A 12,315-nucleotide genomic window follows, 5' to 3' on the forward strand; every position below is an offset into this window, starting at 1 on the left:
ATGGGGGTGCGATGAAGAGCACAATGCAGGACGTCGCATTGACGGTCGCTGGGATCGTGTCTCACGCTGCGGCGATTCACGGTGATCGTGAGGTGCTGACCGCGCGAGGGCCCGGTCAGATCTCTCGCGTGTCATATCGCGAGGCGGGGGAACGGGCGGCGCGATTGGCGAATGCGTTGCGAGAGATCGGTGTTCGAGGCGACGAGCGAGTCGCGACGTTGCAGTGGAGCAATCAGGAGCATCTGGATTGCTATGCGGCGGTGCCGTCCATGGGCGCGGTATTGCACACGTTGAATTTGAGATTGCCGCCTGAGCAACTGACGTGGATCGCCAACCATGCGGTTGATCGGGTGATCGTCGCCGATGACACGGTGCTTCCGTTGTTGGCGGCGGCATTGCCGTCGATGACGTCTGTGCGCACGGTGTTGGTGACTGGGTCGGGGGACCTTGCTGCGGTCGAGGGGTGCGGCAAGGACGTTCTTCGGTACGACGAGGTGGTGGCGGGCCAGTCGAGCACGTTCGAGTGGCCGAGCGTCGAGGAGACGTCGGCTGCGGCCATGTGCTACACCAGCGGTACCACTGGACACCCGAAAGGCGTTGTCTACAGCCATCGTTCGACATGGTTGCACTCTCAGGCGGCGTGCACGGCGAATGCGTTGGGCATCGGCCATGACGACACGGTGTTGGCGATCGTGCCGATGTTCCATGCCAATGCGTGGGGGTTGCCCTACGCGGCGATGATGGCAGGTGCGGAGCTTCTCTTGCCGGACCGTTTTCTACAGGCTGCGCCGCTGGTGGAGATGATCGAGGCCGCACGGCCGACGATGGCTGGGGCGGTACCGACGATTTGGACCGACGTTCTGCATTATCTGCGTGACAATCCTGGTCACGACATCAGTTCCTTGAAGATGGTGGCATGTGGTGGTTCAGCGGTGCCGCGATCGTTGATGACTGCCTACGACGAGTTGGGTGTCCGGATCGTACAGGCGTGGGGGATGACGGAGACCTCCCCGCTGGCCGCGGTCGCTCTGCCGCGGAGTTCGGATTCCCCGGAGAGGGCGCTTCATCTGCGGGGAACTCAGGGCAGGGTGGTGGCGGGCGTGCAGACCCGCATCGTCGATGATGCCGGTGTCGAACAGCCCTGGGATGGGAATTCGGTGGGGGAGATTCAGATTCGGGGGCCGTGGATCACGGGGTCTTATTACGAGCACGACGGCCCGGCGGTGTCGCCGGACGGGTGGTTGCTTACCGGGGACGTCGGGGCGATCAGCGCCGAAGGTTTCATTACCTTGACCGATCGCTCCAAGGATGTGATCAAGTCCGGTGGGGAGTGGATTTCCTCAGTGGAGTTGGAGAACGAGTTGGCCGCTCACGATGCGGTACGCCTCGCCTCGGTGATCGGGGTGCCCGACGACAAGTGGCAGGAACGGCCGTTGGCGGTGGTGGTCCTGCATGCCGATTGCACCGTGACCGCAGCGGAGTTGTCGGAATTCCTGCGACCGCGGGTGGCTAAGTGGTGGTTGCCGGAACGGTGGGCGTTCGTCGCCGATATCCCGCTGACCTCCACGGGCAAATTCGACAAGAAGAGACTGCGACGCCAGCACGGCGACGGTGATCTCGCCGTCCAGATGCTGACGTGAATCGGCAGACCATGACTATGACATCGACGTGGAGGAGACGTACATGAAGACACGCGCTGCGGTGCTGTGGGGTTTGGGTGAGAAGTGGGAGGTCGAGGAGGTCGAGTTGGATCCTCCCGGCCCCGATGAGGTGTTGGTCCGGTTGACCGCGAGTGGGTTGTGCCATTCCGATGAGCACCTTGTGACCGGTGACCTGCCATTTCCGCTGCCGGTCGTGGGTGGTCACGAAGGGGCGGGGACGATCGTCGAACTGGGTGCTGGTGTCGATGACCTCGCTGAGGGGGATTCGGTCATTCTTACGTTCCTGCCGTCCTGTGGGCAGTGTTCCTATTGCGCGCGGGGGATGGGAAATCTGTGCGACTTGGGCGCAGCGTTGATGATGGGACCGCAGATAGACGGGACCTACCGATTCCATGCCCGTGGCGAGGACATCGGTCAGATGTGCCTGTTGGGAACGTTCTCCGAGTACTCCGTGGTGCCGAAGGCATCGGTGGTCAAGATCGATCAGGGCACGCCGTTGGATAAGGCGGCGTTGATCGGTTGCGGTGTGACTACGGGCTACGGCTCTGCGGTGCGCACCGGTGAGGTGCGGGCCGGGGACACCGTCGTCGTGGTCGGAGCCGGTGGTATCGGAATGAATGCAATTCAAGGCGCCCGTATCGCTGGCGCGTTGACCATCGTTGCGGTCGACCCGGTTGAGTTCAAGCGTGATAAGGCCGGCAGCTTCGGCGCTACGCATGCGGTCGCCACCATTGACGAGGCCTGGGCTTTGGTCAGTGACCTCACCCGTGGCAAGCTCGCCGACGTGTGCGTGTTGACCACTGACATCGCCGAGGCATCCTATATTGCCGAGGCGCTGTCGTTAGTGGGCAAGCGTGGCCGGGTGGTCGTGACCGCGATCGGCCATCCCGAGGAAACCTCGATGTCGGGCTCGCTGCTGGAACTGACGCTGTATGAGAAGCAGATCCGCGGTGCGCTCTATGGTTCGTCTAATGCCGCCCACGACGTCCCGCGGTTGGTCGAACTCTACAACTCTGGATCCCTCAAGCTCGATGAACTCATCACGCGGGAGTACACCCTAGATCAGATCAACGAGGGTTACGACGATATGCGATCGGGCCGCAACATTCGGGGACTCATCCGGTACTGAGCCAGCACGAACACAAGCGAACCCCACGCGACGCAGCGGCAACGCGTCACCACGCGTTGGTCTGCAGTGTAGCCATTGTGGCCCGATGCTGTTTTGAATCGGAGCGGTCGGCTTTCGATGCGGTCGGCGGTCCATCGTCGTGCTGGGTGGGACGGATGGCCGCCAATCGAATCCCGGTGATCATCGCGGGGGTCGGTTCTACGCTCGATCTGGTCTCCCGCCGATCTCGTGCTGATGGTCGGTGCAGAGAACTCGGTTCGGTGGGCTCGGCGTGCTTTTGACGAACCTTGGCGATCTCGTCTTCTGCTTCAACAGCTTTCGTGCTTTCGATCCGACGATCAGTGACCTGGCCGGCCGGATCGACCTGCGACCCGTCAGCTCGACACACTGCCACCACGAGGAGCCCACGATGACCACAGTGCAGATTCCGTTCCGCCATAGGAAGGGAGGGCATTGCGGTTCGGGCGCACTCCGCGACCTCACCGAATGGGCCGAACTCGGCTGGGGGGCGCAACAACTCAGTGAAGGCTTGGTCTTCGCCCTTGGGGGCGCCCTGAGCTTCTCGTATGTCCGCTCGTCGCAGTTGTCTCCACGGGCCTACCTGGTGGGGCGGGGTACTGATATGGAGGACGACTACTTGGCCCGGATCGGCGCACGGTTCGTAGTTCAGTCGACCGATGACCCAGACGCGGGATGGGCTCTCGTGACCGATGAGGTCGACAGGGGCCGACCGGTAATGGTCTGGGCGGACATTGGCGAACTCCCCTATCTGCGCGTCCGGTTGCACATGAGCCGCCATGACATCGTGATCGTTGGATACGACGATGAGAAACAGATGGCGTACGTCATAGACAACGACCGCGACACCACGCAACTGGTGCCGTACGACAATCTGCGACGAGCACGCTCGTCGATCGGGTTCCCCACGCCGACCCGGCACACGACGTATCACATCGATTGGCCCGACCGACTGCCCGATCTCCCGCCGATTGCGGGCTCGGCGCTGGCGGCAAGTGCCGCGCTCATGCGCCGGGGCGTGATGGCTGAGCCGGCCCCGTACGTCGCGACGGCTGAGTTCGAGTGCTCGGGGCTGAAGGGCGTGCAGCGCTTCGCAGACGACCTGCGTCAGTGGCCGGCGCTGTTCGACGACGATGCACTGCCTGCGGCCTTGTTCGGACTCGGAGCATTCATCGAAAAAGCTGGTACCGGAGGAGGGCTGTTTCGCGCGCTACAGGCACAAGGCTGTCAGACTATCGCCGAACTCCTTCGCAACGACGCTGCTGCCGATGCGGCGGCGGCGGCGGTCAGGTCATCCGAGGCGTGGTCTGCTTTGGCCACCGCGGCCACGAACGCGGATACATCGCCACACCGACGCTGTCTGGCTGCGGCCGACGTCGCCGCGGTGATCCCGGAGGCCGAGATGCGCCTCGTCGAAGCGCTTGAGAAGGCCAGTCGATCGCTCGGCGCTATCGTCGAGTCCGTAGATGGAGGCCGTCGATGAGTGATAACGAGATCGGATCCACCTTCTTGGAACCACCGGTTTGTCGAATGGCAGCACGACGACATTCGGCGCTTGAAAGAGAGTGCAGTCGGCGTCGCGCGTGATCCTGCGCATAGCGAGGTTCATCTTCACTGCGGTGCGACACGAGCGCGGTATGACCCAGGGCTGCTCAGGATTCAACCGGAACCGACAAACGAGAAGCCGCGTCCCGATCTCCGGCTGGTGAATCGCGATGTCGTTGCTAGACGAACGTGCTCGCAGCAGTGAGATTGAGTCCGTCAGCTGGACCTTCAGCTATGGGTGGTGACCCTGCGGCTCCGCGACAGGGGCGGACCGGCTGGGCGTAACTACGACGCCTGGTGCTCCAAACCTCTTGTCGCGTTTGTGGTGTGCGTATCGCGCGTGTGCCGCCTGCGCACGTAGCCCCCAGGCAATGGCGGTGTACTACCGACGAAAGTGTTCGAGTTCAGGCGGAAGAGGCGGGCGAGAGAGGTGTTCTGTGATGCGGTTGACGGCGCGGTGGAAACATGGCGTCGGCTAGGTGTTAGTGCAGAGTGGCGGTGGTGCAGCCCGCTGCTGCGGCGACATCCCCGAACTCACAATATTGAGTTCGTATCTCGGCGTACAGGTCGACAGCCGCGGGAGGCCGTCAGTAACTCGACGTGGAATCGTGTGCATTGCCCTATCCCATTCGACAGGTTTAGACTCTGAGTCTAAATCCGTTGTTGACCGTGACGGGGAAGGGAGTCGTCATGGCCACCGTACGTGTCCGCTACGACCCGTTTGACGCCGAGATCCTCGACGACCCCTATCCGACCTACCCGTTGTTGCGCGATCTGCCGGGCGTGTCCACAGCCGATCGTGACCGGTTTCGTATGTGGTCGAGCGAGCTGGTGCAGGTCGACGTGACCCACGGGCAAACCACTGATGCGCTCGCGGCCGTGGCGTCGATATACGCCTACTTCACCGAGTTCCTCGCCGACCGCCGCAAGACCCCACGCGAGAACCTGATGTCGGCGTTGGCCAACGCCACGGTCGACGGTGTGGGGCCCGACGGCGAGGTCCTCGGATTCTGCGCGCCGCTTCTCGCGCGCACGCTTACCAGGCAGTGTCAGGAGACTCATTCGCCGGGGGACCGCGCCGGGTTGCTGTGGTTTGCGGCAGACATCGCACTCATCGCCGTTACCGAGGCACCCGTACGATGCTGGACTGACTTGTGGGGCCTGGCGTTCGTCGCGGTCGGCGGCATCGGAACGACGGTCTTCGTGCTCGTCGAGCTTCGGCACGAGCACGCGATAGTGCACCTGCTGCTCATCGCTGTTGGCCTCTACCTGGTCAGTCGCCTCGGAGTGGAGGCCACTTACCCCGATTTCCTCGGGCCGCTGCTGGCCATGGGCGCGGGACTGGGGCTGATCACCGCGCCCGCGACAACCGCCATCGTCGCGGCGACGCCGGTGGAGAAACACGGCGTGGCCGCTGCGGTCAACGACGCCAGCCGCGAGATCGGCGCCGCCGTCGGTGTGGCCATCGCCGGCAGTGTTCTGGCTGCTGGATACACCAATCGCATTGAACCCGTGCTTCCCACGGTTGCGTCGGCAGCGCGCGAACCGATCTCGGATTCTCTGGCCGCAGCGCTTCAGGTCGCCCAGCAGGCCGGTCCCTCCGCGCAGCAGGTCGCCGACATCGCTCGAGCAGCTTTCGTGCACGGCAACAGTCAGGCCGCTCTGGCGCTTTCGGCGATCACGGCCATCAGTGCACTCGTCCTCGGGGTCTGGGCACCCGGCCGCCCGCCCGCGACTACACGACGCCGCCCGAACGTCACCGGCGACGGGCGGCAGCTTGACCCATCGACAGAATCGAGCGCCCGATGAGCGGGGCGGTGAGCCTTGAACCGGAGCGGTTGCCGCCGCACACGCCGACGTGCATGGGGTGCGGCCCCGACAATCCCAACGGCCTGCAGATGACCGTGTTCCGGTCCGGGCGCGAGGTCTACACCGATCTGGTTTTCGACGACAAGCACGCAGGAGCACCGGGTCTCGCGCACGGCGGGGCCATCGCGGCGGCCTGTGACGACCTGTTCGGCTTCACTTTGTGGATCGCCGGCACCCCTGCCGTCACCCGCGATCTGTCCGTTGGCTACCTCCGACCGGTGCCGCTGTACCAGCCCCACCGAATCGTCGCGCGCGTCGACAACCGCGAGGGCCGGACGCTGCACGTCAGCGCGACCGGGACCGGACAGGACGGCATTGTTCGCTTCACCGCCACGGCGACGTTCGTCGCGGTGGACGCCGAACACTTCGCCGCGCACGGTGACCTCGGCGCATTCGGCGAGATGCTCGAGCGATTCGTTCGACAGGGATCGTCGACTGACGACAACAAGCGTGAGGACTGACAGGACATGCCAACCGTGACATTCGCGCACTTCGACTCCGACATCGCCGATCAGCTACGCCAATCGGCCGACACGGCTGGTGGACTGTCGACCTTCCTGGACTTTCGACACATCGAACTCACCGCCGGTCGTCTGGTAGCGGAGATGGCGACCCGCGACGATCTGCTGACACCGTTCGGCAACCTGCACGGCGGATGCCTGTCCGCGATGGTCGACCACTGCCTCGGTGTCGTCTTCTACCCCGTTATCCCGGCGGGATCATGGGTCGCCACAACCGAATTCAAGCTGAACCTGTTGCGCCCCGTGTCCGACGGGGTGTGCACCGCCGTGGCCGACATCGTGTCGCTCGGAAAGCGCAGCGGGGTGGCGCGCATCGACATCTCTAACGGCGACAAGGCCGTTTGCGCGGCGCAGGGCACCGTCACCATCGTGGGCGCCGCCGGCGGCGGACAGTGAGCACCGGCATGGCCTGTCGTGCGCGGCGGGCGCAGCCCCACAACCCCACCCGTGCACCATGACACCCGTTGCGCTGCAACGGGTCCGAACCGTGGACGGGATCACCCTGGCCGCCGACTATTACGGCTGCGATGCCAGCCGTCCGGTTGTGCTGCTCGCGCACGGTGGCGGTCAGAACCGGCACGCGTGGAGCACGACAGCGCATCGACTGCAATCGCGTGGGTACTCCGTGGTCGCCTACGACACGCGGGGTCACGGCGACAGCGATTGGGACCCGGCCGGCCGGTACGACATGGAGCGACTCGCGACCGACCTGCTCGCCGTTCGCGACCACTTCAGTGGGGATACCCCGCCCGCCGTCGTGGGTGCCTCGCTGGGAGGGATGACCGCTTTGGGCGCACATCTACTGAGTTCCGGGGCATCGTGGGCGGCGGTCGTGTTGGTCGACGTCACGCCACGGCTGGAATTCGAAGGCGCTCGTCGCGTCGTGTCGTTCATGGCCGCACACCCCGACGGATTCGGCACGCTCGACGACGCCGCCGAGGTGATCGCCGCCTATAACCCCCATCGCGTGCGCCCCGACAATGTCGAGGGCTTGCACAAGGTGCTGCGACAGCGTCCCGACGGCCGCTGGGTGTGGCGGTGGGACCCGGCGTTCGTTCACTCCAACTTCGAGTTCCTCGGCGACGGCGCGACTTCGGGCACCGAGCAGTTCGACGCGATCAACCACTTGCTGATCGACGGTGCCCGACGCGTCACCGCCCCAACACTTCTGGTGCGCGGCCTGTTGTCCGACGTGGTTTCCCACGCCACCGTCGAGGAGTTCAAACAGGTGGTCCCGCACGCCGAGACGGTCGACGTGTCCGGTGCCGGTCACATGATCGCCGGCGACGACAACGACACCTTCGCCACCGCTGTCACCGAGTTCCTCGACCGCTGCGCGTGGTAGGCCCTCAGCGCCGCGCCTGTTCTATGAGGCTGTGGCGGTGGGGCGTTGCGGCCACCAGCTGGCCTCGCGGAGCAGGACGGCGATCGCGGGAACGGTGAGTGTGCGTACGACGAGGGTGTCGAGCAGAAGACCGCAGCCGATGATGAACCCGGCCTGGATCATGATGGCGATGGAGCCGACCATCAATCCGAACATGCTGACGGCGAAGATGATGCCGGCCGAGGTGATGACGGAGCCGGTGCTGGCCACGGTGCGAAGCACCCCGACGCGGATGTTGCGGGAGGACTCCTCCTTCAGACGCGAGACCAGGAGCATGTTGTAGTCCGCACCCACAGCGACCAGGATGATGAACGCCAGTAACGGCACCGGCCAGGCGATTTCGTGGCCGAATCCCCACTGGAAGACCAGTACCCCGAGACCCAGGGAAGCAGCGTAGTTCAGCACCACCGTGCCGAGAAGGTAGAGCGGGGCGAGCAGTGCGCGCAGCAGCAGCACCAGGATCACGCCCACGATGACCAGGGTGGCGGCGGCCAGCCGGGTGAAGTCGGCGGTCAAAAGTCGCTGAATGTCGGAGTTAACCGCCGGGAATCCGGCGACCGAGATGCGAGCTTGAGCCAGTGAGGTATTGGGTCGGGCGTCCTCGGCCACGGCGACGATCCGGTGGGACAGGCGGATGGCGTCGGCACTGTAGGGATCGTTGCTGGATTCGATGAGGAACCGCGCGGTCCTGCCGTCGCGGGAGAGGAACCGTTCGGCGACGTCGGCGAACTGTCGGTTCTCGAAGACGTTGGGAGGCAGGAAGAATCCGCTGGAGGAGTCGGAGCCGTCGCTGGCCCGTGCCGAGTTCTGAAGTTGGGTTGCGATCTGGCTCATCCCGCTGAGCATCGCGATGTTGCTGTCGGCCAGGGTCTGTACACCGGTGGCCAGCGCTTGAGCGCCGGAGGCGAGCTGACCGACGCCGTCTTGGAGTCGGCGCACCTTGCCGGCCAGATCAGCGGGGCTGCCGAGGGTGCCGAATGCGCGGTCCAGCGAGGTGACGGCGGTTTGGACGTCGGCCAACGTGTCGGTAGCTGAAGCGTTCTGGCCGACGGTGTCACCGAGCTCGGCGACTTGAGTGAAGAATCCTGCGTCGCGCAGCGTGACGAGGACTCGGACTTGGTCGCGGATCTGTGCGCACTGCGGTGTGGTCGCACACCACGGTGAGGTGTTCAGGACGTCGGTCAGGGGGCCGATGGTGGCGATGGCGCCGTCGGCCTGCGTGGCGAGCGGGCGCAGGCCGGGACCCGAATGCAGCGCTTGATCGACCGCCGGCGCCGTCGCCGAGAGTTGGTTCAGCAGCGGCCGCAGTCGGTCCATCTGGTGGCCCGCGGTCTGTGCCTGATCGAGAATCGCGGTCAGCGGGGTCAGCGCGGCCCGCAGGGTGGTGTCGAGTTGGGCTAGGCCGCCGGCGAGTTGGTTTGCACCGTCGGTGAGTTTGGCCAGATCACCCTTGCGGTGCTCTCCTTGGTCTACGGCGCCGGTCATCTTGTCCGCGATTTGTCCGTTCTGCCAAGCTAATTGGGCTTGCTGCAGGCGTTCCCCCGTAGGGCGGGTGACTCCGGACACCTTCGTCACCCCCGGGACCTGGGCCACGCGCGAAGCCATCTCATCGAGATCCGCCAGCCCCTTGCCCGTGCGCATGTCGGTGGGGGACTCCACGACGAGGAATTCGGCGATGACGATGTCCTTGCGAAAGTGTCTGTCCAACAGCTGATATCCCTCGTTACTGGCTGTGGTCGAGGGTTGTCCCTTGCGGTCGTCGTAGCTCAACGTCATCGTTGTCGCCACAGCTGACAGTGCCAGCAGGAGGACCAGGCTCGCGAGTAGCAGCGGTACCGGCTTGCGCACGACCGCCACCGCTACCGAGTTCCAGTAGCGCCGGGTGCGATCGGACTTGGGTTCGCCGATGCCGCGTTCGGCAGCCAGCGACAGAACCGGTGGAAGTAGTGTGACGGTCGCCAGGAATCCGACCATGACGGCCACGGCGCAGGCCGGCCCCATTCCTGCGAACACGCTCAGGTGGGCGAATACCATTGCGGCGAAAGCCAACGCGACCGTGGCGGCCGAGGCCAGGATGACACGCCCGATACTCGCGGTCGCGTGTTCCACGGCTTGCTCGGGATGAACGCGTGCGCGGCGCTGTTCGTGATAACGGCTGATAAGGAAGACGGTGTAGTCGGTGCCGGCCCCCAGCAGGATCGCCGTCATGAATGCCACTGTGAACTGCGATACCGGCATACCCAACTCGCCCAGTGCCGAGAGCACACCGCGCCCCACGGCCAGGCTGATGCCGATCACCAGTAACGGCAGTAGGGCGGTGAACACCGAGCGGTACACGATGAGCAGGATCAGTGCGATCAATCCTGCGGTGGCAACGGAGATGAAGAGCAGATCGTGTTCGGCCTCGGCGATCTGGTCGCTGAACGTCGACGGTGGACCGGTCACCCGCGCCGTCGTCGAAGATCCGTCGAACACACGGGCCACGATCGAACGGACCGCGGAGACCGACTCGGCGGCTGCCGGATCACCCAGGGTTCCCTCAACACCGACCGGTAGATACCAAGCCTTGCCGTCCCGGCTGAGCGCCTGGGCCGCGGTCGCCTCATCGGCCAACAGATCCTGTACGAGAAGTACGTGGTCATGATCGGCACGCAGTCGTGACACCACGTCGGCGTAACGTTGCCGCGCTGCGGGCGTCAAGCCGGCTGGGTCCTCCATCGCCACGAACAACATGGTTTTGGAGCCCTGTTCCCCGAAGGCCTCGCTCATCCGGTCGAGCGTCTGAAAGGACCCCACGTCACGTGGGATCAGCTGAACCGACTGCCGCTGAACCACGGTCTCCAGCTGGGGGAACAGCAGCGCGAGCACCACCGCCAGGCCGACCCACGCGCCGATGACCAGCACCTTGTGCCGCACCGTGAATCGAGCCAGGGCGCCGAGTCGCTCGCTGTACTCACCGGATGTTCTCGCGGCCGACACCGAGCGCTCGCGTACCCGAGCGGCGGCCACGTCCTGCGTGTTCGGGTCTCCGCCGTCGCTCAACGTTGCACCGCGGGGCGGTCGGAGACCAGGTCCTCCTCGGGTAGATCGTGACGCACGACCCGGACCCGGCCGCGCGGCAGGCACGCCATGTAGCCGTGGCGCTTGCCGTACAGCTCCCATGCCGTGAAGTGCTCGTCGGCGGCCACCGTGAAGCGGTAGCCGTTTGAGAATTCGATCCGCAGGGTGCCGTCGTCGTCACAGCTGGCGTGAGTGCAGACGCTGCCGGCGAAGTTCAGTAACGGGCGTTGATGACCCGGCACGTCCATAGGGTCGACGATCACGTCCTCCGCCGGATGCGTGCCCAGCGCGGGCAGCGACAGTCGCAGCGGCCGCGTGATGACCAACTCGTTGTAGTCCTCCAGGTTGAGCACTAGACCGCCGTCCAGGCTGACGCGCTGAACCCCGCACGCTTCGATCCACTGGGTGATCATGACAACCCCTCTCCGCTGATCCGGGCAAAACGATACTAGCAGTATCTCTGCGCTACCGACAGTAGCGTTTCTCTCGAATCGTTTGGGAGGGTTGGCGACTACTCCTCGCCACCGAAGATCAACGCGATGCTGCGCTCGAGTCGTATGGAGACATCTCCGGCGGAGACGCCATGCCGAACCCACGCAATCAGGCTGGCCAGCCAGATGTTGCTGACGATGCCGGCGAGCCGGTGGTGGCTCGGGTTCGGTTCCCCGCCGGCGATCGCTCGCCCGATCAACTGCTCTATGACGGCCTCTGCGCGGTCCACCTCGGCGCTCGCGCTGCCGTCGGCGAATACGAATGCACGGGTTACCGCCTCGGTCAGCGCCGGTCTGGTATGACATTCCTCTAAGAGGCGAGTGTTCAATCGTGTGACTCGCAACCGCGACGATCCCGCCGTATCGCCCCAATCCCGTTCATTGCCAATGCGTTCGAACTCTCGCGTCAGCACCGCTACCAGCACGTGGGACTTCGAAGGGAACACGCGATAGAGGGTGCCGACCGCGATTCCGGCGGCATCGGCGACGTTCCGCATCTTCACCGCGTCGTATCCACCGCTCGATGCGATCTCCGCCGCGCAATCGAGAATGATCTCGCGCTTGCGGCCGACCTCGGCGAAGCGCTCCGCTTTGATCGATCCGATTGTCGCCACAGGCGATCCACCTTTCGACGCGG

The 12,315-nt window shown here is 64.8% G+C and carries 10 protein-coding genes; 7 read left to right on the forward strand and 3 right to left on the reverse strand.

Going from position 1 to position 12,315, the window contains the following annotated elements; translation table 11 throughout:
* Nucleotides 1–11: 11 nt before the first annotated feature.
* The 7 genes from NM203_RS03395 (at nt 12) to NM203_RS03425 (ending at nt 8,088) form a co-directional block, all read left to right on the forward strand.
* Nucleotides 12–1,640 carry a long-chain fatty acid--CoA ligase gene (locus tag NM203_RS03395; protein ID WP_255058198.1) on the forward strand — a complete coding sequence of 543 codons (1,629 nt, stop codon included), beginning with the start codon at nt 12–14 and terminating at the stop codon, nt 1,638–1,640.
* A gap of 43 nt (nt 1,641–1,683) precedes the next feature.
* Nucleotides 1,684–2,790, forward strand: a complete 1,107-nt coding sequence (locus NM203_RS03400; RefSeq protein WP_255058199.1) for an NDMA-dependent alcohol dehydrogenase — start codon at nt 1,684–1,686, stop codon at nt 2,788–2,790.
* Nucleotides 2,791–3,199: 409 nt separating this feature from the next.
* On the forward strand, nt 3,200–4,291 hold the full coding sequence (locus tag NM203_RS03405) for a BtrH N-terminal domain-containing protein (protein WP_255058314.1): 1,092 nt from the start codon (nt 3,200–3,202) through the stop codon (nt 4,289–4,291).
* 752 nt (nt 4,292–5,043) lie between these two features.
* On the forward strand, nt 5,044–6,162 hold the full coding sequence (locus NM203_RS33460; RefSeq protein ID WP_408633287.1) for a hypothetical protein: 1,119 nt from the start codon (nt 5,044–5,046) through the stop codon (nt 6,160–6,162).
* Nucleotides 6,159–6,683: a PaaI family thioesterase gene (locus tag NM203_RS03415; RefSeq protein WP_255058200.1), complete on the forward strand. Its 525-nt coding sequence runs from the start codon at nt 6,159–6,161 to the stop codon at nt 6,681–6,683. Before NM203_RS33460 ends, NM203_RS03415 begins: the two co-directional genes overlap by 4 nt.
* Before the next feature lie 15 nt (nt 6,684–6,698).
* Nucleotides 6,699–7,139 (forward strand): PaaI family thioesterase, encoded by a 441-nt coding sequence (locus NM203_RS03420; RefSeq protein ID WP_255058315.1) that lies wholly within the window; start codon nt 6,699–6,701, stop codon nt 7,137–7,139.
* 58 nt (nt 7,140–7,197) lie between these two features.
* Nucleotides 7,198–8,088 carry an alpha/beta fold hydrolase gene (locus NM203_RS03425; protein WP_255058202.1) on the forward strand — a complete coding sequence of 297 codons (891 nt, stop codon included), beginning with the start codon at nt 7,198–7,200 and terminating at the stop codon, nt 8,086–8,088.
* 21 nt (nt 8,089–8,109) lie between these two features.
* Here NM203_RS03425 and NM203_RS03430 read toward each other — a convergent pair whose 3' ends face one another.
* The 3 genes from NM203_RS03430 to NM203_RS03440 form a co-directional block, all read right to left on the reverse strand.
* Nucleotides 8,110–11,136 (reverse strand): MMPL/RND family transporter, encoded by a 3,027-nt coding sequence (locus NM203_RS03430; protein ID WP_255058316.1) that lies wholly within the window; start codon nt 11,134–11,136, stop codon nt 8,110–8,112.
* 29 nt (nt 11,137–11,165) lie between these two features.
* Entirely contained in the window at nt 11,166–11,600 is a 435-nt protein-coding gene (locus NM203_RS03435) for a DUF6188 family protein (protein ID WP_255058203.1), read from the reverse strand.
* A 98-nt stretch (nt 11,601–11,698) separates the two neighbouring features.
* Nucleotides 11,699–12,292 (reverse strand): TetR/AcrR family transcriptional regulator, encoded by a 594-nt coding sequence (locus NM203_RS03440; protein WP_255058204.1) that lies wholly within the window; start codon nt 12,290–12,292, stop codon nt 11,699–11,701.
* Nucleotides 12,293–12,315: the final 23 nt, after the last annotated feature.

Source organism: Mycolicibacterium arenosum (genome assembly GCF_024320865.1).
GTDB lineage: Bacteria > Actinomycetota > Actinomycetes > Mycobacteriales > Mycobacteriaceae > Mycobacterium > Mycobacterium arenosum.

What these genes read in the sequence shown, in the direction of transcription:
- NM203_RS03400 (WP_255058199.1), top strand. Translation starts at nt 1,684, where the DNA reads ATGAAGACACGCGCTGCGGTGCTGTGGGGTTTGGGTGAGAAGTGGGAG.
- NM203_RS03435 (WP_255058203.1), bottom strand. Translation starts at nt 11,600, where the DNA reads ATGATCACCCAGTGGATCGAAGCGTGCGGGGTTCAGCGCGTCAGCCTG.
- NM203_RS03405 (WP_255058314.1), top strand. Translation starts at nt 3,200, where the DNA reads ATGACCACAGTGCAGATTCCGTTCCGCCATAGGAAGGGAGGGCATTGC.
- NM203_RS03415 (WP_255058200.1), top strand. Translation starts at nt 6,159, where the DNA reads ATGAGCGGGGCGGTGAGCCTTGAACCGGAGCGGTTGCCGCCGCACACG.
- NM203_RS33460 (WP_408633287.1), top strand. Translation starts at nt 5,044, where the DNA reads ATGGCCACCGTACGTGTCCGCTACGACCCGTTTGACGCCGAGATCCTC.
- NM203_RS03425 (WP_255058202.1), top strand. Translation starts at nt 7,198, where the DNA reads ATGACACCCGTTGCGCTGCAACGGGTCCGAACCGTGGACGGGATCACC.
- NM203_RS03395 (WP_255058198.1), top strand. Translation starts at nt 12, where the DNA reads ATGAAGAGCACAATGCAGGACGTCGCATTGACGGTCGCTGGGATCGTG.